The sequence below is a fragment of the Leptodesmis sp. genome (assembly GCF_052746595.1).
The window spans coordinates 68,930-88,814 of the sequence record NZ_JBRAGO010000003.1; the positions used below are offsets into that span (position 1 = coordinate 68,930).

The window sequence follows — 19,885 nt, forward strand, 5'->3', positions numbered from 1 at the left end:
TTTTAAGACAGGGGTTGCAGATTCTTAAACGATTCACGACGGAAATGACACAACCTCTTTTTTCTGATTCTAATTCTCAAACAGGCGTGCCGCCACTGACTCATCTGGATAATCAGGGACAGGCGCAAATGGTGGACGTTTCCGGTAAAGCTGCCACAGTACGGCAGGCTGTGGCAGTCGGACGGGTTCGTATGGCTCCCGCAACCTTCACGGCGATCGCTACTGGTAATGTCCCGAAAGGGGATGTCTTGGGAACTGCGCGATTGGCCGGAATTATGGCCGCCAAACAAACTGCCAGCTTGATTCCCCTCTGCCATCCCTTACCCATTCAAAAAGTAGAAGTGCAAATCTTTCCCGAAGCCAATGAGCGGGGATACCGGATTGAGGCTACCGTCAAAACCAAAGCTGAAACAGGAGTGGAAATGGAAGCTCTGACGGCTGTTGCGATTGCCGCCCTCACCCTCTATGACATGGCCAAAGCTTTGGAAAAATCCATCTGTATTGAAGACATTCACCTCCTCAGCAAAACCGGGGGCAAGTCAGGAGACTATCAGGTATGAGGTAAGAGTTCTATGCCTATTCAAACTATTCCTACTCGACCCTTTGCCGATCAAAAACCGGGAACCTCTGGCTTGCGTAAGAAAGTATCTAGTTTCCGGCAACCTCATTACCTGGAAAATTTTGTGCAAGCCATTTTTGATAGTCTGTCTGAAAAGCAGGGACAGACGTTAGTGGTTGGGGGGGATGGGCGTTACTATAACCGACAGGCGATTCAGATTATTCTGAAAATGGCGGCAGCGACTGGCTTTGGGCGAGTGCTGGTGGGACGAGGTGGAATATTATCCACTCCGGCAGCATCCTGCCTGATTCGTAAGTATGCGGCATTGGGAGGAATTATTCTTTCCGCCAGCCATAATCCTGGTGGTCCCCAGGCTGACTTCGGCATTAAGTACAACATTGAGAACGGTGGGCCAGCTCCAGAGCAGGTGATGGCAGCTATTTTTGCTCGCAGCAAATCCATTTCTGCTTACAAGATTTTGCAAATCGAAGACCTGGATCTGGATCGGTTGGGGGTTTTCAGACTGGATACGATGACGGTAGAAATTATCGATCCGGTGAATGACTATGCTCAATTGATGGAGTCGTTGTTTGATTTCGATCGCATCCGAGAATTACTCACTAATGGTCGGTTTCGCATGGTGATGGATTCGCTTCATGCGGTGACTGGCCCCTATGCCCACCGCTTATTCGAGCAACGGTTAGGTGCGCCTCTAGGTACCGTTCACAATGGAGAACCACTGGAAGACTTTGGCGGTGGCCATCCCGATCCCAATCTTGTGCATGCCCACGAATTAGTCAATCTCTTATTTGGAGAACACGCACCCGATTTTGGAGCCGCTTCTGATGGAGATGGCGATCGCAACATGATCTTGGGGCGACGGTTTTTTGTTACACCCAGTGACAGTCTGGCAATTCTAGCCGCAAATGCTCATCTGGTGCCAGGCTATCGAAGTGGTCTGGCGGGAATCGCTCGTTCCATGCCGACCAGTCAAGCTTGCGATCGGGTGGCGGCCCAGATGGGAATTGATTGCTATGAAACCCCAACAGGCTGGAAATTTTTCGGCAATTTACTGGATGCAGGCCGGATTACCTTGTGCGGCGAAGAGAGCTTTGGCACAGGTTCCAATCATATTCGAGAGAAAGATGGTCTGTGGGCGGTATTATTTTGGCTGAATATTCTGGCTGTTCGTCAGCAATCGGTTCAAGAAGTTGTCCAGCATCACTGGCATACCTATGGACGCAACTATTATTCTCGTCATGATTATGAAGGGATAGACAGCGATCGCGCCAACGCTTTGATGGAAAACTTGTATAGTAGCATCAAAACTCTCAATGGAAAATTTCTTGGTAATTATCAAGTTACTTATTGCGATGATTTTAGCTATACCGATCCAGTAGATTACAGCATCATCCGTAATCAAGGGATTCGCATTGGATTTAGTAATGGTTCTCGCATTGTTTTCCGTCTCTCCGGCACCGGAACTCAAGGTTCGACATTGCGAGTTTATCTAGAACGCTATGAACCTAAGGTTGCTAATTATAATCTCGAGCCACAGGTAGCTCTCAAGCACTTAATTCACATCGCTGAAGATTTGGCTCAGATTCACCATTACACGGGTATGAAAAAACCAACAGTAATCACTTAATTACTGATTCCTATGCCTTCCTTCGCCTATTCCCAGATTCTTTCCCTCAGTCATGTCATCCATCCTGCTATTCCACAGTGGCAGGGAGATCCCTCGATTGAGTTTGAGGCAGTGGCTGCTATTGATCGAGAGGGATATTATGTGCGACGGCTGACGATCGGGGAACATAGCGCAACGCACATGAATGCACCCAGTAGTTTTTTGTGGATGGGGTTGGGATTGATGCCTATACACCAGAATCTTTGGTGGTTCCAGCCGTCGTCATAGATATCCGGAAGCAGACTGCAAAACATCCAGATTATTGTCTCCGCGATCGCGACGTTCATGTTTGGGAACAACACCAGAGCCAGATTCCTGCCGGATGTGTAGTGTTGCTCTACACTGGATGGCAGGCTAAGTGGTCAGATCCCGTTACGTTTCTGAATTTGGATGATCAGGGGATTCCTCATTTTCCTAGATTCAGTGCTGAAGTGACACAGTTTTTGTTAGCAGAACGGGCAATCGCAGGTGTTGGTATTGATACGCATGGAGTAGATGGTGGATTGGATACGACTTTTGCTACAAACCGTCAGGTTTTAGCCCAACAGGGAATTGTGCTGGAATGTTTGACCAATCTGGATCAATTGCCTGCAATTGGCACTCAACTGGTAATTGCTCCCCTGCCTTTACAAAACGGTTCTGGCTCTCCTGCATCTGTGCTGGCTTTTGTTCCGTAAAGTTCAATGAGAAGATGGGAAGGGAAATCTCTATTGAATGTCTTCTGGCCACTCTGCTATGACGATCGCGATCGCAGTCAACGCTGACCAACTTCATACTCTGGATCTATCTCCTGCCCGATCAGTGCTGGATCCCCTGGTGCAGAAAGGTGATCTGCTTGCCTGTGAACAGCAGCTTCAGTTTCAGATTGATTTTCCCAGAGAACCGGAAGACCCCAGAGAACTCTCAGAAATTCCTGAAATTCGCCTCTGGTTTGTCCGCCTTGATGCCACGTACCCCTGGCTTCCCTTGCTGCTGGACTGGAAAGCGGGAGAACTAGCTCGTTACGCAGCCATGCTGGTTCCTCACCAGTTTCATCCCAGAGATGGAATTCAATTCAATCCTGAAGCTTTAGAAATTTTTGTCATGAGTAAGGTATTTGTACTGGGCCAGTGGTTGAAAACGCAAGGTATTGCAGGCAACTCTCGACTGAAATCCATGACCCAATTGTTGGGGTATGAAATTGATGATGCCTTCTTTGAGTTACTGTAGGCAATCAGGCATAGTACAAGAAACTTAATTCTGAATCAGATGCATCATATCAATTGAATCAGCAGCTTGATAACAGATACACCGCTCCTGCAATATTGATAACAATTCATGAGTGGTTGAAAATAATCAGATCGGCAACCTGAGCCGGGTCAGATCGCTTTTGAGATTGGGGCTGGGTTTGAGATTGGGGCTGGGTTTGTTGAGTTACCATTTTTTGGGGCTGAGGCTGGGGTGCAGGTGGGGTCTGGGCGATCGCCCCATACTGTTGTTGATACACATCCAGCGCCCGATCAATCATAGTCATGCGGCGTTTCTGATCGTGCCGAATACTGGCTTCCTTACCCAGGTCATCATACGCCCTCAATCCAGGAGCATCCCAGCCATTGCGTTGCGGATCCCAGAACGACCACACCCGCGCCTCCAGAATTGCCTCCTCCCCAGATAACCCCTTCTTCTGCTTCGCCTCCGCCAGTCGCTCAATATATCCCCCCGATTCAGTGACCGCCCGAGGAGCCTGATTAATCAAATCAATGCCATTAAGTTCTTCAAGCAGGGTTAAGGGATCTAGGCCATGCTGCTGTGCTCGAGGCCGCAACACGGATTCATAAATGCGCTTAATCTTAGCGATCTGCCGCTGATCTGCTTCTTCTGGCGAGAGATTTTCCGTATTGCCAAATTGATAGGAGAAGGTCCCCCGGTTCCAGACTCCATTGCCTGGATCCCGGTGCCCTTCATACAGACTGGTGGGAGAACCGTCGGGATTCCGAGTTCCTTCTGCTGCTCCCACAACACGGGCGACCAGAGAATCAGAACCATTGGCAAAGAGGTCTTTGGTGGAGGAGGGTGGAGGGGAAGGTGAGCGCGGCGAAGGAGAAAGTGGGACAGATGAAGAAGGGTTGATGACTGAGGTGGCAGTATCTGAAACACTGGAAGCTGAGGCGATGGCAGTTGCACCAGGGGGATTGAAGTCAAGTGCCCCGGTGTTAGGGTCTGCTATGGACTACCTCATCACTCCCTATCCCGATCGTTTAACGTCGAAAGCTAAACGAATAGCCGATGTATTGATCCCCTTCGTACAACACAACAAACCAGGTCTGCGGATCAAAGGCCAGGGGATACGCTTCCCGTTGAGCAGTCACCCCCGCTCTGACTTCCAGATTGGATAAACGGCAATAGGGAGCATTCATAATCTGGCGAAGTTGGTTCCTGTTTGATCCTTCAGGCACGCTCAGCAACTGGGCAAGTTGTTCACGGGAGAGGACAGATTTGGCCTGTACAATTTCTTGACACCGTTCAGTGGCAGCCCCAAAGTTGGGGATTAACCCCCGAAAATCCATTAACAATCCCAGAGCAGCAATGACCGAACCACCTGCCAGCATATATTTCACACCTACATTGCGAGGATAACGATGTTGCATACCCAGCCTCCGTTCCATACCTAGCCTCCTGTCTGTTGTTCTAGGACACAACAGTAGTACTCTCGAGTAAGTACATTTGTACTATATAAAACCTGGGACGCAAGAGGAAATTTTGCAGATACGCAGGATTGCAGCGTTAAGCCAGACGTTTTTCCTGAATTAGAGTGCGTTGAAAAATTTGATTATTTTTGAACCAGTACCAGGTACGAGCACGGTCATGGTTGCAGAGACTGATTTGAATCATTTCATGGCGAGCAAGCACAGGCACGGAATCACACAGGAGGAATAGAAAAATAAAGTTCCAGGTCATCAGAACATCTGATGAATTATTTACACGACGTTAATTTTATTAAACCTGAAATGAAGTTAGGAACCCCCCCTAGCCTTTGTCCATCATTACAGTTAGTTGTGTTGAGAGAACCTTCCATGTCCGTGATTAATCTCAAGTCTTCACCTGCTTTACTGGTTGCCGCATCATTAGTTACAAGTTCGCTGGCACCTTTTGCGATCGCAACTCCAAGTCAAGCACAGTCTTCTTTTTCTGATGTTCAGGGAAGTTGGGCACAACCCTGTATTTCTGAATTGTCCCAACGTGGCATCATCAGCGGTTATCCCGATGGCACCTTCCGCCCTAACAATCCCGTCACCCGTGCTGAATATGCGGCAATGGTAGGTAAAGCCTTTCCCAATGCCGCCCGTGTTCGAGCGGCAGCCCGGTTTGTGGATGTTCCGTCTACGTTCTGGGCTTATAGCGCTATTTCTTTTGCCTCTCAAACAGGCTTTCTCTCTGGCTATCCCGGTGGCGTATTTAATCCGAGTCAGAATATTCCCCGCGCTCAGGTTTTGGTTTCTCTGACCAGTGGCTTGAACTATACTCCCACTCAGCCTGTTGCTACTGTTTTGGGGATTTATGCTGATGCTTCTGCAATTCCTGGTTATGCTCAGGCGGGAATTGCAGCAGCGACTGAAAGACGTATGGTGGTTAATTATCCTGATGTGCGTTATTTGAATCCTAACCAACTGGCCAGTCGGGCGGATGTCTCGGCTTTTCTCTGTCAGGCGTTGGCGAGTACGGGGCAGGTGGCTTCTGTCATTCCAGCCCAATATATCGCTGGGCGTGGAGCCATAGCTGAGCAGAAAGCCCAGATTGTAGCTGGCACTAGCATTCCTGTTAGCTATACAGCGGCTCAGGGCATTGTGATTCGCCCTGACGAAACCGTTGATTTAACCGTAACAGTGGCTGCGGATGTACGGGATTCATCCGGTGCTGTGGCCATTCCTGCGGGTAGTCAGGTTGTGGGGCAATTAGTTCCGATTCAAGGAGGCTCCCAGTTTGTGGCTCGTTCTGTCGTGATCAACGGTCGTTCCTATGCGATTAATGCCTCTTCTTCCGTAATCCAAACCACAAAAAAACTGCGTGACCCCAGCTTGACCAAGATTCTGGGTGGTGCAGCCCTTAGCACGGGGGTTGCAGCGATTATTGGTGGTACTTCCGGCGATCGCTTGCACAATGCCGGAAACCTGATCCTGGCTGGAACTGTAGGAGCCGCCGTCGGTGCAAATCAGGGCCGTAACCTCGGTTCAGCCATCCGGGATGCCGCCATTGGTGCTGCTCTGGGTGCAGGAGCTGCAGCCGTTACGGGAGATCGCACTGTTACCCCGAAAAAGGTGATCACGGGAGCCGCTGCTGGAGCCGCTGTGGGTGGAGCCATTGATCGAGGGACTGTTGGTGAGGTCGTTGTGATCAATTCCAGTGCTGACTTGAATCTGACGCTCAACAGCAGTGTGACGATTCCTTAATTAGGTAATTGGTCATTCATAACGATGGGAGTAGGAGGTCATTTGTCATTTGTCATGCATCCTTTGGAGAAGGCAGTGGCTATGACAAGTGACCTTTCTTCTTAGTTCTTTGTCATTTACACTATGGCAACTGCAACGACACAAGCAACCAATGACGGATGGCCAATGACTACGGCCCCTCTTCTAATCCATACGATTAATGCAACCAGGTTTCTGAACATATTGACAGACCTTTTGCCACAAGATCTTACGGGTTCCAGGGGGGCCAGCAGAAAACACAACCCGATCGCCTCCAATAGCCTTAATGATTTTCACGCTACATAGCAGATAAACTTGCATATTCAAGTCAGACATAAGCTCTCTAGCTAAAACGTTCTTTCTTTGTGTTGTCTCACCCAGATCACTTCAGGATTGTGAATAAATACCTAAGCAACAGCAGTAGCCTCTTCGTCTGCACCCTCCTGGTCTGTAGCTTCAACTTCGGGCAGGCTCTCAGCAGGAACAGTTGCTGGAATGGTTTGAGCAATTTCTCGCTCTTGCAACAACAAGCCGCCTAAATGAACGATCGCCAAAGCCACGGCTCCCAGAGACAGCACATAGCTATGCAAGGTGTACATATGGGCCACAGTCAGGCTACCAATTCCACCACCGCCCGTGAGAATATCGCGGATTGTAGCACCAACCAGGGGAATAGATTCCAGAATGCCTAACTCTATCCGCAGCCGCCAGAAACCAATCTGTGACCAATCCAGGATCATCGCTGTCCATCCCAACCCGACCGCCGAGAGGATAAACAGAATACCCGTGATCCAGGCCGTCAACCAACTCCGCCGGAAGCGTGCCCCCAGGAACATCACCACCATTTGCATCAGGGCTACTCCAATCACCCAGTTACCTGCGCGATCGTGGACAGTACGAACTAACCAACCATAGGGAACATCCGTTGTCACTACTTTTAGGGAATCATAAGCCCCACCTGCCGTGGGCTGGTAATAGAAGGCTAATAAAATGCCTGTGAAGGCGGCTGTAAAGGTCAGGGTGAGAACAGCTACAGCCAGAATTGTCGAAAGTCGCCGTAGAACAAAAACAGAGTCTTTCATAGGAACTTAAGGGAGAGTGAAGGATTTTCGTAGTTTTGTTAAGACTCCCTGAAAGAACTATAACGAAATATTAAGCTTTATTGCCACATGAAAGAAGTTGTAGTGTTGCCTATCGCTGCAATCTCTAGAGCTTAGCCATGATTTCGGGGAGCAATGGAGCCGGAATTTTTGATAAGCCAACCGTTTGTCCCTGGATGCCACACTCGTTGTAAAAGCCACGCAGCGTTTGCACAACATAGCCTAACGTCAATTGATGAAAATCTGATTGCGCTTCCCATCCCTGAAGCGCTTGCAGGTGGCGATCGAGCGCCATTTCCAGGTAAGTCTGGCGTTGGGCAGGTTTGAAGTTGGTATGGCGATCGCAGGCTAATTGGTAGTAGGACAGTCCCAAATTGTTGTAAGTCGCAAAGACATCAAAGGTGAGGGAAGGGTGATGGCCATTCTGAGCAGAAAGCTGATCCACGGCTGCAATCGCCGCTTCGTAGGCCGCGATCGCCTGCTGCACCAGTTCCTGGCGTTGCTCAGAGGAGGTAACAGGAAGATGGGAGTAATCCCAATAGGCGGTTCCCAAATTATTTTGAGTGGCGGCAAAGGCAGCCGGAGCCGCTTCTAAGGTGCGGTAAGTGAGGGCACTGTGGTAAGCCACAATCGCTAACTGGAGCAAACGTTCTTGAGACTGCTCGGAATCGGTTCTATTCTGAGTCTGGCTAGGTTTGATGTACTGAGCCAGGTTCCAGTAGGCCGTTCCCAGATTGTTTTGAATCATGGCATAGGCCATTGGTTCCTGCTCTGGGGTGTAGAACTGCAGGGCCGATTGGTAGGCTGCGATCGCTTGCTGCAAGCGAGGCACAGGTTGTTGATGTTGAGCCAGATTCCAGCAGGCGGTTCCCAGGTTGTTTTGGGTAGCAGCATACCGAGCCGGATCATCCTCATAGGTACGGTAGCGTAAAGCTGTCTCATAGGCCAGCACCGATTTCTGCAAATTCTCCGCTGGTTCTCGATACTGAGCCAAATCTCCGTAGGCAGACCCCAGATTGTTCTGGATCATGGCATAAGTTTGCGGTGTGGTCTGGGGATCACTCTTGGTCAGAGCCAGATGATAAGCCTGGATGGCTTGCTCCAAGCTAGCCAGTTGCACATCAGCCTCTGCTGCACTACGGGATTGCATCCAATACAAATTGCCTAAATCATTGGCTACATCCGCGCCCAGAGCGGTATGGTCTTCCAGCCAGGCCAGTGTCTCTTGATGGGCGGCAATCGCGATCGCCAGCGTATGAGCAGACACATCTCCCTGTTCCAAGCTTTCTCGGTATCCTCTAGCCAGGGCATAGCAGCTTACGGCTAACGCTTGTTGCGACGCACCTTGCTGATGCAGTTGCTCGATCTGTTGTATCTGTTGCCAGCCCATGCGATGCGTAGCCGAATCGTTCTCAGCGATCGCCTCTAGAATCAATCGTTGCAATTGGGAAACGCCAGCCGGAATAGGCTGTTCACACCGGATCATGTCTGGCTGTTCAGGTGTGGTGACAACTGGCTGAATCAGGTTGGCAGCTTCTGGCACTTGAAGAGGTGCTGGAACCTGGTTGGATGAGATGCCGTCAGGAGGTTCAAGCATGGAGGCAGACTCAGCACCTGGCTGCACCAGGTCTGAATCCTGCGTCAGAACCTCCCATGAGGATTTCTCTTCAGCTGCATGCTTCAGAAAAGCGGTGTCATCTAGCTCGATGGGAATAAGCACCTGATCGGTGGGTTGCCCGATCAGAGGTTGGATATGACGACCATTCAACCGAGTGGGAGTAGCTTGGGGAGCAGGCGGCGCGATCGCGGTTTTACTATCCCGCTGCTCAATTTTTGGGGAACTGGCAGGAGATGGGTTAAAGAGGGAGCGAATAGGTGTTGGATCCCCCTCAAATTCAAACAGGGCAGTATGCCAATTCCAAAAGGTAGGTGCTGATTGCCGCACACTCCGCAGCCAGGGGCGGGGCAGCCACAGTAATACCGTACATTCCAGAGCAGGAAGATAACATTCGATCGCCTGCAAATGGGTCAGAAATCGTCTCTGAACCGAAGCAGGCTGGCGCGTGAGATGTTCGACACCCAGGACTTGAAAACCAATAGCGGGGGCAGGTTGGTCGTATGCCACTGCCTGTCTCCGCTGCGCCAGCCACTGGGTAACCTGCGCCATTGGGTTAGGGTCACTCAAGTTCAGATTCAGGCTGATAAACCGGGGAGCCAACTCGGCTTGCAAATTGGCAACTAGATGATTTCGCAACTCCAGATCATCACAGACGGCCAGAAAAATTTGGCGGCGTAAATTTAACCTGAGCGACATTTTCAACCGCGCATAGGTCTTCTGGTTCACGTCAGAAATCTTTTGAGCAGTTGCATCGTTCACAATGACACTGGGAGTGGGTCGGTCAAGAAGTTGCATAAATGACAAAGGCCAGCTTCCCAGGCCTCATCGGGGTCACCGGGCTTCAAGAGGATATATTACCTTCTTCCAAAGTGTGTGAGCATTTTCAGGAAAGTGAAGGAATAGAAGGGAGGGGATCCCTGCGCCCAGTTTCCGATTCCCCCTTCCCTTAGAATAATGAGGAAATGACCTGATTTAGGAAGACGCAAAGCTGTGGGATTCAAGATTGGTTTGTTGGGATTGGGAACCGTTGGTACTGGAACAGCGCAAATTCTGCTCGATCCGGCCCAGCGGCATCCACTGGTGCAGGAACTGGATCTCTATCGTGTGGGCGTGCGATCGCTCGACAAACCCCGCTCTGTTACCCTTCCCAATCATGTGTTGACCACCGACCTGGACTCTATCGTTACGGATCCGGCTGTGGATATTGTGGTGGAAGTGATTGGGGGGCTGGAACCTGCGCGATCGCTGATCCTGAAAGCGATTGCCCACCGGAAGCATGTTGTGACAGCCAATAAAGCGGCGATCGCCCGGTTTGGCGATGAAATCTTCACCGCAGCGGCAGAAGCAGGAGTCTATGTCTTACTGGAAGCGGCAGTTGGCGGTGGCATTCCGGTAATTGAACCCCTGAAGCAATCCCTCTGTTCTAATCGCCTGCAGGCTGTCACAGGAATCGTCAATGGCACTACCAACTACATCCTCACCCGCATGCAACAGGAGGGTGGAGATTTTGCCAACATCCTCGCCGATGCCCAGCGGTTGGGCTATGCCGAGGCTGATCCAACTGCCGATGTGGATGGCCTAGATGCCGCAGATAAAATTGCCATTCTGGCTTCGCTGGCCTTTGGAGGTCGGATTAATCGAGCGGAAGTTTACTGTGAAGGCATTCGCCAGGTGAGCGCTGCCGATATTGCCTATGCTGAGAAGCTGGGATTTGTGATCAAGCTGCTGGCGATCGCCAAACGCAATCCCCAGGCTGAAAATGAACCAGAACAATTGCAGGTACGGGTGCATCCCACGCTGGTACCCAAAGCCCACCCACTCGCCAGCGTGAATGATGTCTATAATGCCATCCTGATTGAGGGAGAACCGATCGGTCAGGTGATGTTCTTTGGGCCGGGAGCCGGAGCAGGGCCAACTGCCAGTGCCGTTGTGTCAGACATTCTCAACATTGCCGCAATTTTGAAGGTAGAACGTGGTAGTCGTGCAGCGACTGACGGCGCACCCTTACTCGATCCGCTGCTGGCCTGTTCCCATCAGCACTACTGCGCGATCGCTCCGATGGAAACCCTCACGACCCGCTTCTATGCCCGCTTCTTAACTCAGGACACCCCAGGGGTCATTGGTAAGCTGGGCACCTGCTTTGGCGATCATCAGGTGAGCCTGGAATCCCTTGTGCAAACTGATGTCCGAGGTCAAACTGCCGAAATTGTCGTTGTCACCCATGATGTCCTAGAAGGCAATTTCCGCAAAGCACTGGCCGAAATCCGGGCGATGAGCGGCATCAATGATATTCCGACAACATTAAGGGTTCTATGAATTCTAATCCAGTACTAACTGGCCGCTTTGATCTGCATTGCGTAGTCCTTAAACCGTTGCAAGTCTGCTTCCAGGGTCGATTCTACAATGCGCCCCAAAAACAGCTTGTCCATGAGCTGGAATAAAAAACCGGGTACGGCATAGAAAACGGACATTTTCACGATGCTGCCTTTTTCACCGCGATCGTAAAACCGAATCGCCCCCCGATTGGGTAAGCCATCCACCGATTCCCATTGCAAGATTTGATGCGGGATCATTTTGACTTCCCGGGAAAGCCAGCTAAACTCCAGTCCCCCACTGGCCAGTTTCCAGCGGGACAGCTTCGGATCATCCTCCTGAATTTTGACCGACTCGATCCACTTCATCCAGCGCGGCATTTGCTCCAGATCCGACCAGAGGCTCCACACCAGATCAATGGGAGCATCAATTTCAATTTGCACGGTGTGTTCAAGCCAGGTGGACATGAGAAGTGAATAGTGAATAGTGGATAGTGAATAGTGTAGAAGGCATTGCCCGTTACCGAACATCACCTACGGTTTACTATTGGCCATCTACCATTCACTCCCTAATACTTAAACAATCCCTGCCCCTGAACCCGATGGCCTGTGGGTTCCAAAATCGCTTGAGCGGCTTGCATCCCAGAAATGGTAGCTCCTTCCATACTGTCGATGTAGTCCTGAGCGGTATAGCTGCCTGCAAGAAAGAAGTTGGGAATGGGAGTTTTTTGGGAGGGACGGTAGGGATCCATACCCGGTTGTTCCCGGTAGAGAGATTGGGCCAGCTTGACGACACTGTACCAGGTCATCGTCAGGTCACGGGAGGAGGGGAACAGGTCGTGAAGTTGTTTCAGGGCGTGCTGGGCAATGTCCTCGTTGCTCATTTTGATGAAAGGATCGCCAGGAGTGAGGACAACCTGCATCAGGGAACCTTGACCTTCCCGATAGTAATCTTTGGGGCTGGTGAGCGCCAGATCAGCAAAGCAAGAAAAGTCGGCATCGGCACTGTACAGCAAATTATCCAGCCCGGTGGCGTGATTCAGTTGGTGGCGCTTGTCCGGGTCATGCATTTCGGTGACCCAACCATCAAATCGCAGTTGCACGGTGACGACAGGAACAGCTTCCAGTTTGTAAATCTTGTCAAATTCAGGCCAGGTGCGCCACTTGGAAGGCAGCAATCGTTGAATCCCAGGCACATCGCAAGCCGCCAGATACGTATCAGCAGTAACAATATCTTCGCTGTCCCCGTTGGCGATCGCCAGTCCCGTTACTTGAGTCTGGCCATTCTGCTGTTCAAATAGAATCCGGCGAGTTTGACGACGGGTATGGATTTTGGTACCCCGCTTTTTCAGATAGTTGACAATCGGTTGATGCACATACTCGGCAGGAGAACCGGCCAGCATATTCAGGCGGGATGCTTCCGTTTTGGCAGCAAACATCATAAAGATGGTGAGCATACAGCGGGCTGAAATATGTTCTGTGTCGATAAAACCGAGGGCGAGGGCGATCGGATCCCACATCCGTTTGAGACTGTTTTGAGAACCACCATGACTGCGGAACCAGTCGGCAAAGCTGATGTTATCCAGGGCGCGGATCCACTTCATCGCCAGGTCATAGTTCACCAAACCAGGAACGATCGGACTGGTGCCGAGGGCGATCGCATTTTGCAGCTTATCTTGTAGGGTGAGTTGTCTGGTGGTGAAAAAAGCTTTCAGACCATGAAAAGGAGCACCCAGGAGAAATCGGAAATCTAACTGGCCCAGTTCGCCCCCCCGATTTACGAAAGTATGAACATGCTCTTTGGGGAGTAAATACTCAAACGCGCCCACCTTTTTCAATAAGGCAAACAGGTTGTAGTAGTTGTTGAAGAACACATGCAGCCCCATCTCAATATGATTGCCGTCTGCATCCACCCAACTGCCAACCTTCCCGCCAACGAACGATCGCGCTTCAAAGATTTCTACCTCGTGTCCGGCATCGGCCAATTCGACAGCCGCCGCCAATCCCGCTAAGCCTGCACCAACGATCGCAACTCGCATCTTACTTCCTCTTTCAATCTGAGGCTAGGATTACAGTCTACTCAGATTGCTTCACATATTTTAATGGAACGATGAACCTCGTAGCGATCGGTGATCAAGAGTTTTTCTCACTCCCTGCCACCCTGGATCCAATGGCCCATTAACAAGTCATACGCCTGATAGCATGGCTTTAGGTGTTGTTATTACCAACCAAGCCCCATGACTGACCCTGATCCCAATAGCCTGAAATGGACTCCTGAAGCAAAAGCCAAGTTCAAAAATATCCCCTTTTTTGCCAGAACTCAGGCCCGACAACGGATTGAGTACCTGGCACGGGAAGCAAATCTGGATACAGTAACTACTGAAATCGTGGAGCAGGCAAGGCTGGAATTTGGCCAATAATCATTTAAGTCTCTAGCCAATCAAAAATCCGCTCTAGTTCTTCCAGAGAAACCAGGCCATACTGCCACAGAATCATTGGTAGCGGGCCGGGATCTTGTTCACTGTGGCGGAGGGCAATCGCGATCGACGTAGCAGAAAGGTCTAGCTCTTCCTGCAAAAAGGTAATGAGTTGAGTGGTGTTGCGGTTAGATTCCACGATCTCTGCAAGAACTCTTATGTCATTCCGTTAAACCACAACCTTCCAAAATTGGCTCTAAAGTTTGGTTACGTATTCTTACAGTTTTTTATAAATCGAATAGATTTAGAGTGATTAAGGCAGCATGACAAATAGAAAACTCCATGCGTAGAGTCGCGTCAGGACTGTAAATATTTATCATTCAAGATTTATTCCTATTGGGAATGATTACCGTTTTTTACGAGGCATGACCCCGCTGAGCTTCAAGACATCCGCAAAGGTAGAACAATAGGTCGGCATACCAAAGGAAGCAGGGGTAATGGGATTTTGGTGGATAAAATACCGATACTTCATAGCAAACCGGTCCCATGCCCCTACTTTAATTCTCAGAATGGCAAAAATCAGATCGAGTAAGCGTTGGGTCAGGGGAATGCGGAAATAGATCGGCTTATTGAGATAAGCACAGGCTTCCTCGATTGCCTGGTCTGCAGTGATCGCCGGGTTCCCTAATACCAGTTCATGCGGCTCATCCTCTAGCAGGGGATGCTCCAGAAAATACCAGATCAATTGGGCAATGTCCTTAGCATGAATGTAATGGAAACTACCATCAATACTAAAAAAGCGCAGCAGATTAATCCACTTAGATTCCTTGGCAATGCCTTCCGAAATATGAGAATACGGCTTTTGTGCGTCACCCCCCAGCAGCAAAGTGGGGAATAGGGTAACGATCTTGGGCGCGATCGCCAATTTACTGAGTTGGCGAAAACAAATATATTTAGAGCGCACATAATCCGTGCCGATATCTCCGGCCTCTTTCAAGAGTTGATTCTGGCGATCCAGGATGCTGGCTGTAGAGAAGTAAAAGACCTGTTCACATACCTCTGGATCTAACAGATTCAACAGGCGAATGGTTTTCACCACATTGACATCAAAGACCTCCTGCGGCCCACCCCAGGCCGTCGCTGCCAAAATTGCGCAATCCATCGTCTTCAGGAGATCGCTGAACTGCTCAATCTCCCGCATATCTCCTTGCAAGACAGTAATACCTGGACGAGCTTCGTAGTCAATTCTCAGCTTGCCTGGGTTTCTGACCAGCAGAAACAAATCATGATTCGTTTCTTGAATGAGGGTTTCGACTATGTAGTGACCAACACAGCCACTGGCACCAGTCACGAAAATCCGTTTGGATGTCATCGGGAGCTTAGGATGGATAGCAAGTTTTGGGTTTCAGGTTGGATTCATAGGATGGGATCTGAGTTAAGAGGTATCGGATTTTATGCCTTCTCCCCTCTTCAGTGTCCGACATCTTATACCAACCACATTAACCTTGATCCGTGACATCAATGCCAAATCCTAGGCGAGAATCAATTGATTCACATGCTTGGCCGTCTCAAAGAAAAAGGCTGCATTCTCTTCGGGGGTGTTTGGCAGAATACCATGTCCCAGATTCAAAATGTGTTTCGATTTGCCTGCTTTGCGAATCGTATCCAGGATGCGATCGCGAATGAACTCTTTAGAACCGAACAGTGCACAGGGATCCACATTGCCTTGTACTCCAATATTGGCTCCCAGACGTTGACGGGCTTCGGCCATATCTACCGTCCAGTCCACACTGACAATATCCACACCGGACTTGCCCATCCGCTCCAGCACCCCAGCACTGCCACTGATGTACAGAATCAATGGAGTATCAGGATGAGTTTCCTTCACCTGTTGCACAATTCGTTGCTGGTAAGGCAGGGCGAAGGTGTCGTAGTCTTGGGGACTGAGTTGCCCCGCCCAAGAGTCAAACATTTGCACTACCTGAGCACCAGAATCAATCTGATAGCGAACATAAGTGGCGATCGCATCAGCCAGCTTACCCAGGAACTCGTGCAACATGGCTGGCTCATTGAACGCCATGCTTTTGATGACGGTATAATCTTTGGAACTTTTGCCCTCGATTGCGTAGGCAGCCAGCGTCCAGGGAGCACCGACAAATCCCAAGACAGTCGCCTGATTCCCGACTTCCTGCCGCAAAGCTTGCAGAATCTGACGAATAAAGGGCAGGGATTCTTCTGGATCAAAGGGGCGTAACTGACGAATTTGTTCCAGCGATCGAATAGGCGGATCAATAATGGGTCCCCGACTTTCCACGATGTCGAAGGGAATGCCCAATCCTGGCAGGGGGGTAAGAATATCGGAAAATAGAATTACGCCATCGGGTCGAAATGCCCGGAATGGTTGCAGAGAGATCTCAATCGCCAGTTCTGGCTTTTCTGAGCGATCCCGGAAAGACGGGTAGCGATCGCGCAAGTCACGGTAGACTTTCATGTAGCGGCCAGCTTGACGCATCATCCACACAGGCGGGCGCTCCAATATTTCACCCCGAGCCGCTCTTAACAGGTAAGGAATCTGGGTTGACCCAGTCATTTACGTATCTATCCTAGTTCGTTAGGTGCATTCGTTAGCTTACCATCCCAGGATTACCTTTAACCCGGAAGTCGGAGTTTTGCACTATTTTTCTTATACTGGGCTCCCTGCTGCAAAACTCTGGCTTTTAGAGGGAATTTGAACAGTATCCAGCGGTTAAAACCGCCGCCACACTCACCCAGTCTGCCGACACAGACTCAATACAATTAAAGCTTTCAGTAACCTGCGTCGACAGGTTTGCTCCGTATAGCTGCAACTTCAGTTGCCAGGATGACCAAGAGACAAGCCTTCAAAACATCCTATAGGATGTTTTAAACTATAAGGTGTTTTAAATTGGAGTTAAGCCTTGTTCAGATCCAGAATTGAAGTTTCTCTGAATCGGAAAACGACTGCTCTTTCGCTGGCCTTTGTTTAGCTCAGAGAAAACGTACATTCCAGGATCAACCGCTGATTCTCCAGGGAATAGGGCTGCACCGCTAAGGCCTGTTGAAAGGCTTGAATCGCTGCCTTGTAATTACCCAAGGCCATGTGGCACAGTCCTAAACCGTGTAAAGCGCCAAAATGAATGGAATTCAGCCGGATCACCGCTTCACAATCGGCGATCGCCCCAGATAACGGCCCTGAATGTAATGCAGAACGGCCCGTCGGTTCCAGGCTTCGGCAAAGTCGGGATGTTTCACCAGCAAGGTATTTAAGATGCCTTCAGCCTTGTTAAAGTCTCGTAGCTCTAATAAGATTTACGCTCGCCGGAGAGTTTCTAACCCCACCAACCCTTTTTACTCAAACCACATCCGCCATAATTCGCGAGTGGCACAATCACGAACAACCTCATCGGCATTCTTTAAGTCATCGAGCAATACGGAAACAGTTGACTCATTCATAGTATTATTCAGGAAATCCATCGTTGCCTGGAGACAGTTAACTCTGTTGTGGGGATAATTTCAGGTTTTAATTATTTTGTAACGGCTATCCCCTCACAGTCAGTTAATTCACAGACTCTTGCTCAATCCACCGCAGATTCACAGTTAACTTTATAGAGACTTCATAAACCCAAGTTGTGAGTTTTAAACCTTGTCCAAGCCCAGAACCGTAGTTTCTCTGATCGGGAAACAAAAGCTCACAACTTAAAAACTTTCCCTTTGGGGATAGCGCTGTAACCAGTCATCAATATTTGAGAGAACGGTTTGGGGAATTTCCCAGGGGAAAAGATGGGCCGTATTCGGGTAGCAGTGCCATTCGGCATTGGGGAGCAAGGCAGCCGTTTCCTGACTGGAGGGGGCAGTAATGTGACGATCGCATTCTCCCGCCAATACCAGACAAGGACATTGGATTTTTCCCAGATCAGGTAGACGATTGTACCCTTGCCGAATCGCTCTAAACAGGGCACGAGTCGCCAAGCGTGAAGTTTGTAAGTAAGCAGGCATAGCCGCTTCCGCTAAATACTGATACGTTTCTGGCGTATGTTGTTGCACCAGATAGCGGTAAAGCGAGCGTTTGCCAAACTGATCAATATTCCACTGCCAGCCAGGACTGAGGCGATTGATCACTGAAGCTAAGCCAGTGTAGAAATTATCCTGCCAGCTAATCGGCGGATGGTTCCCCCAGGGACGGGCAGACGTGGCCACCAGGATTAGACCGCTGACTCGTTCGGGGAATCGCAACGCCATCTCGATCGCCAAAATCCCCCCCAGCGACCACCCCAAAATCAGACATCGCTGAATCTGCCGTTGATCCAGCAGCGCCCTCAGATCCACCAGATGATCAAGCATCTCAAACTCTGCCGTCGTGTGACTACCGCCATACCCCCGCAGATCCGGCGCGATCGTCTGAAACCGTTGCGATAAATGCCGGGTAAAGACAGCAAGGCTCTGCCCAGAACCAGGATGACCATGCAGACAGAGAATCGGAAATCCCTGCCCTTGAGTTATTACATTGAGCGCGATCGGAGATGCAGTCACTGGAGCCACCAACCATCCTGCCTTGCAATCCCTACCCCTCCATTATTACCTCCCCACCTTCACACTCTTCCACCCTCCCACTCTTCCACCCTCCACCCAAAATCCCCAATGGTTGCTGACAAAATCCTCTATACTTCTGCCTGCTTCTATTCCAGTACAATCAAACAAAAGCAGATCCGGCTCATTGTTTAGCCAGAGACATTACTGCTGTGCCACCCATAAGGATTGATCTCAGGTATGTCAGAAGAAACTCCCGCTAAAGAAGCTACTCCCGCTGCCGACAAAGACGCTAAACCAGCAGCCAAACCCAAGAAAGACAAGCCGCCTGCGCTAGAAGATAAACCTTTTGCTGACTTCATCCAGCAGGACTTTTTACCTGCCCTGAAAAAGGGAATCGAGGAGCAGGGCATCCCATCCGTTGACCTGTCTTTTGAAAAACGCAACGTAAATGTGGTGGGCTTCAGCCAGATGCCAGAATGCTGGCAGGTAATTGGACGTTGGAGCAGTGGGTACAAGCAGACCCGCGAGTTTAATCTCTACTTCTTTGATGAAAACATTAACGGCGCAAAAGGGTTTTCCTACTCTGAAAGCGGCAGCAAACCCAGCACCCTCGAATCTTTCCGCATTGATGAACGTAAGTCAGATTTAAACCTGCTAGTCTTCTGGACACTACAACGCCTGAATGCTCAAAAATGGCTGGTTAGAAATTAAGTAACCCGAGTTGCTAGTTATTCGGGCCTACGCTCTTAATGGCACCCTCCCGAACTGGAAGAACGACGGGAACTCCAAAACTTGGTATTGACAGGGAAAGTCGCTGAGTACAGCATTAAGCACGCTAACATTCTGTTAAACATAGGTTGTGTCTATTTCAGCCAGCTTCTGACATTCCGCCCACTTTGGGACTGGAATGTCCTTTTTGCTACCACTTTCCCTCAGGAGAAGAACTTCGCACTGTCAAGTTAACTGGAAACTCTACCTCGTTCTCCTAGTTTCCAGATTCTTTCATGCAGATCTGAATATTAGATCTGAATATTCAGGAATATTCAAAGTCAATATTGCACAAGGTTTAATATTAAAGCTCAGCATTATAGCGGTTCCTGAACGGATGAGTTAATTCGTCAGGTCAACGCTTCAGATTATTTGTCTACTAATTCAAGTTTTAGATAACCTTTACTAGTAGAAATATTTTTTACTCTGAG

General features: G+C 49.7%; 22 protein-coding genes. 9 read left to right on the forward strand and 13 right to left on the reverse strand.

Going from position 1 to position 19,885, the window contains the following annotated elements; genetic code table 11:
- Positions 1-44 precede the first annotated feature (44 nt).
- From moaC to ACUVQO_RS01410, 5 genes are read left to right on the forward strand one after another with little or no spacing between them, the layout of a single operon-like run.
- On the forward strand, positions 45-560 hold the full coding sequence (gene moaC, locus ACUVQO_RS01390; RefSeq protein ID WP_445924105.1) for a cyclic pyranopterin monophosphate synthase MoaC: 516 nt from the start codon (positions 45-47) through the stop codon (positions 558-560).
- Between the two features lie 12 nt (positions 561-572).
- Positions 573-2,207, forward strand: coding sequence for an alpha-D-glucose phosphate-specific phosphoglucomutase (locus ACUVQO_RS01395; protein WP_445924106.1), 1,635 nt, complete (start codon positions 573-575; stop codon positions 2,205-2,207).
- A 12-nt stretch (positions 2,208-2,219) separates the two neighbouring features.
- The gene (locus ACUVQO_RS01400; protein WP_445924107.1) at positions 2,220-2,474 is read left to right on the forward strand and encodes a cyclase family protein; all 255 of its coding nucleotides are present in this window, start codon (positions 2,220-2,222) and stop codon (positions 2,472-2,474) included.
- A complete protein-coding gene (locus ACUVQO_RS01405) occupies positions 2,411-2,923 on the forward strand; it encodes a cyclase family protein (protein ID WP_445924108.1) in 513 nt (170 codons plus the stop codon). The genes ACUVQO_RS01400 and ACUVQO_RS01405 overlap by 64 nt, the downstream gene beginning before the upstream one ends.
- A gap of 37 nt (positions 2,924-2,960) precedes the next feature.
- Positions 2,961-3,455, forward strand: a complete 495-nt coding sequence (locus ACUVQO_RS01410) for a CRR6 family NdhI maturation factor (protein WP_445924109.1) — start codon at positions 2,961-2,963, stop codon at positions 3,453-3,455.
- A gap of 106 nt (positions 3,456-3,561) precedes the next feature.
- Here the strand turns inward: ACUVQO_RS01410 and ACUVQO_RS01415 are convergent, their stop codons facing one another.
- The 3 genes from ACUVQO_RS01415 to ACUVQO_RS01425 form a co-directional block, all read right to left on the reverse strand.
- Positions 3,562-4,242 (reverse strand): hypothetical protein, encoded by a 681-nt coding sequence (locus ACUVQO_RS01415; RefSeq protein ID WP_445924110.1) that lies wholly within the window; start codon positions 4,240-4,242, stop codon positions 3,562-3,564.
- A 241-nt stretch (positions 4,243-4,483) separates the two neighbouring features.
- Complete coding sequence (locus ACUVQO_RS01420; protein WP_445924111.1) at positions 4,484-4,891, reverse strand: hypothetical protein; 408 nt, start codon at positions 4,889-4,891, stop codon at positions 4,484-4,486.
- A 118-nt stretch (positions 4,892-5,009) separates the two neighbouring features.
- Positions 5,010-5,183 carry a hypothetical protein gene (locus tag ACUVQO_RS01425; protein ID WP_445924112.1) on the reverse strand — a complete coding sequence of 58 codons (174 nt, stop codon included), beginning with the start codon at positions 5,181-5,183 and terminating at the stop codon, positions 5,010-5,012.
- A gap of 116 nt (positions 5,184-5,299) precedes the next feature.
- Here ACUVQO_RS01425 and ACUVQO_RS01430 point away from each other — a divergent pair, with 116 nt between their 5' ends.
- Positions 5,300-6,673 (forward strand): S-layer homology domain-containing protein, encoded by a 1,374-nt coding sequence (locus tag ACUVQO_RS01430; protein WP_445924113.1) that lies wholly within the window; start codon positions 5,300-5,302, stop codon positions 6,671-6,673.
- Positions 6,674-6,856: 183 nt separating this feature from the next.
- Here the strand turns inward: ACUVQO_RS01430 and ACUVQO_RS01435 are convergent, their stop codons facing one another.
- The 3 genes from ACUVQO_RS01435 to ACUVQO_RS01445 form a co-directional block, all read right to left on the reverse strand.
- A complete protein-coding gene (locus ACUVQO_RS01435) occupies positions 6,857-7,027 on the reverse strand; it encodes a hypothetical protein (RefSeq protein ID WP_445924114.1) in 171 nt (56 codons plus the stop codon).
- A gap of 71 nt (positions 7,028-7,098) precedes the next feature.
- Positions 7,099-7,773: a cytochrome b N-terminal domain-containing protein gene (locus ACUVQO_RS01440; RefSeq protein ID WP_445924115.1), complete on the reverse strand. Its 675-nt coding sequence runs from the start codon at positions 7,771-7,773 to the stop codon at positions 7,099-7,101.
- Positions 7,774-7,897: 124 nt separating this feature from the next.
- On the reverse strand, positions 7,898-10,204 hold the full coding sequence (locus tag ACUVQO_RS01445; protein WP_445924116.1) for a hypothetical protein: 2,307 nt from the start codon (positions 10,202-10,204) through the stop codon (positions 7,898-7,900).
- A 195-nt stretch (positions 10,205-10,399) separates the two neighbouring features.
- Between ACUVQO_RS01445 and ACUVQO_RS01450 the strand changes: the two genes are divergently transcribed.
- Complete coding sequence (locus tag ACUVQO_RS01450; RefSeq protein ID WP_445924117.1) at positions 10,400-11,725, forward strand: homoserine dehydrogenase; 1,326 nt, start codon at positions 10,400-10,402, stop codon at positions 11,723-11,725.
- A gap of 14 nt (positions 11,726-11,739) precedes the next feature.
- Here the strand turns inward: ACUVQO_RS01450 and ACUVQO_RS01455 are convergent, their stop codons facing one another.
- Both ACUVQO_RS01455 and zds read right to left on the reverse strand, forming a co-directional pair.
- A complete protein-coding gene (locus ACUVQO_RS01455; RefSeq protein ID WP_445924118.1) occupies positions 11,740-12,189 on the reverse strand; it encodes an SRPBCC family protein in 450 nt (149 codons plus the stop codon).
- Between the two features lie 101 nt (positions 12,190-12,290).
- Positions 12,291-13,760: a 9,9'-di-cis-zeta-carotene desaturase gene (gene zds, locus ACUVQO_RS01460; RefSeq protein ID WP_445924119.1), complete on the reverse strand. Its 1,470-nt coding sequence runs from the start codon at positions 13,758-13,760 to the stop codon at positions 12,291-12,293.
- A 198-nt stretch (positions 13,761-13,958) separates the two neighbouring features.
- Here zds and ACUVQO_RS01465 point away from each other — a divergent pair, with 198 nt between their 5' ends.
- Positions 13,959-14,141, forward strand: a complete 183-nt coding sequence (locus ACUVQO_RS01465; RefSeq protein ID WP_445924120.1) for a PCP reductase family protein — start codon at positions 13,959-13,961, stop codon at positions 14,139-14,141.
- A 4-nt stretch (positions 14,142-14,145) separates the two neighbouring features.
- Here the strand turns inward: ACUVQO_RS01465 and ACUVQO_RS01470 are convergent, their stop codons facing one another.
- The 5 genes from ACUVQO_RS01470 to ACUVQO_RS01490 all read right to left on the reverse strand — a co-directional run bounded on the left by ACUVQO_RS01470 (position 14,146) and on the right by ACUVQO_RS01490 (position 18,695).
- Positions 14,146-14,337, reverse strand: a complete 192-nt coding sequence (locus ACUVQO_RS01470) for a DUF2949 domain-containing protein (RefSeq protein WP_445924121.1) — start codon at positions 14,335-14,337, stop codon at positions 14,146-14,148.
- A gap of 207 nt (positions 14,338-14,544) precedes the next feature.
- Positions 14,545-15,510, reverse strand: coding sequence for an NAD-dependent epimerase/dehydratase family protein (locus ACUVQO_RS01475; RefSeq protein ID WP_445924122.1), 966 nt, complete (start codon positions 15,508-15,510; stop codon positions 14,545-14,547).
- A 159-nt stretch (positions 15,511-15,669) separates the two neighbouring features.
- Entirely contained in the window at positions 15,670-16,728 is a 1,059-nt protein-coding gene (gene hemE / locus ACUVQO_RS01480) for a uroporphyrinogen decarboxylase (protein WP_445924123.1), read from the reverse strand.
- A gap of 411 nt (positions 16,729-17,139) precedes the next feature.
- Positions 17,140-17,313: a tetratricopeptide repeat protein gene (locus ACUVQO_RS01485; RefSeq protein ID WP_445924124.1), complete on the reverse strand. Its 174-nt coding sequence runs from the start codon at positions 17,311-17,313 to the stop codon at positions 17,140-17,142.
- 539 nt (positions 17,314-17,852) lie between these two features.
- A complete protein-coding gene (locus ACUVQO_RS01490; protein ID WP_445924125.1) occupies positions 17,853-18,695 on the reverse strand; it encodes an alpha/beta fold hydrolase in 843 nt (280 codons plus the stop codon).
- A gap of 228 nt (positions 18,696-18,923) precedes the next feature.
- Here ACUVQO_RS01490 and ACUVQO_RS01495 point away from each other — a divergent pair, with 228 nt between their 5' ends.
- Positions 18,924-19,397 (forward strand): DUF2996 domain-containing protein, encoded by a 474-nt coding sequence (locus tag ACUVQO_RS01495; RefSeq protein ID WP_445924126.1) that lies wholly within the window; start codon positions 18,924-18,926, stop codon positions 19,395-19,397.
- The last annotated feature ends 488 nt before the right edge of the window (positions 19,398-19,885 follow it).

Coding starts and splice junctions, on each gene's coding strand:
- moaC (WP_445924105.1), top strand. CDS start 45: ATGACACAACCTCTTTTTTCTGATTCTAATTCTCAAACAGGCGTGCCG.
- ACUVQO_RS01395 (WP_445924106.1), top strand. CDS start 573: ATGCCTATTCAAACTATTCCTACTCGACCCTTTGCCGATCAAAAACCG.
- ACUVQO_RS01400 (WP_445924107.1), top strand. CDS start 2,220: ATGCCTTCCTTCGCCTATTCCCAGATTCTTTCCCTCAGTCATGTCATC.
- ACUVQO_RS01410 (WP_445924109.1), top strand. CDS start 2,961: ATGTCTTCTGGCCACTCTGCTATGACGATCGCGATCGCAGTCAACGCT.
- ACUVQO_RS01420 (WP_445924111.1), bottom strand. CDS start 4,891: ATGGAACGGAGGCTGGGTATGCAACATCGTTATCCTCGCAATGTAGGT.
- ACUVQO_RS01425 (WP_445924112.1), bottom strand. CDS start 5,183: ATGACCTGGAACTTTATTTTTCTATTCCTCCTGTGTGATTCCGTGCCT.
- ACUVQO_RS01430 (WP_445924113.1), top strand. CDS start 5,300: ATGTCCGTGATTAATCTCAAGTCTTCACCTGCTTTACTGGTTGCCGCA.
- ACUVQO_RS01435 (WP_445924114.1), bottom strand. CDS start 7,027: ATGTCTGACTTGAATATGCAAGTTTATCTGCTATGTAGCGTGAAAATC.
- ACUVQO_RS01440 (WP_445924115.1), bottom strand. CDS start 7,773: ATGAAAGACTCTGTTTTTGTTCTACGGCGACTTTCGACAATTCTGGCT.
- ACUVQO_RS01445 (WP_445924116.1), bottom strand. CDS start 10,204: ATGCAACTTCTTGACCGACCCACTCCCAGTGTCATTGTGAACGATGCA.
- ACUVQO_RS01455 (WP_445924118.1), bottom strand. CDS start 12,189: ATGTCCACCTGGCTTGAACACACCGTGCAAATTGAAATTGATGCTCCC.
- zds (WP_445924119.1), bottom strand. CDS start 13,760: ATGCGAGTTGCGATCGTTGGTGCAGGCTTAGCGGGATTGGCGGCGGCT.
- ACUVQO_RS01465 (WP_445924120.1), top strand. CDS start 13,959: ATGACTGACCCTGATCCCAATAGCCTGAAATGGACTCCTGAAGCAAAA.
- ACUVQO_RS01475 (WP_445924122.1), bottom strand. CDS start 15,510: ATGACATCCAAACGGATTTTCGTGACTGGTGCCAGTGGCTGTGTTGGT.
- hemE (WP_445924123.1), bottom strand. CDS start 16,728: ATGACTGGGTCAACCCAGATTCCTTACCTGTTAAGAGCGGCTCGGGGT.
- ACUVQO_RS01495 (WP_445924126.1), top strand. CDS start 18,924: ATGTCAGAAGAAACTCCCGCTAAAGAAGCTACTCCCGCTGCCGACAAA.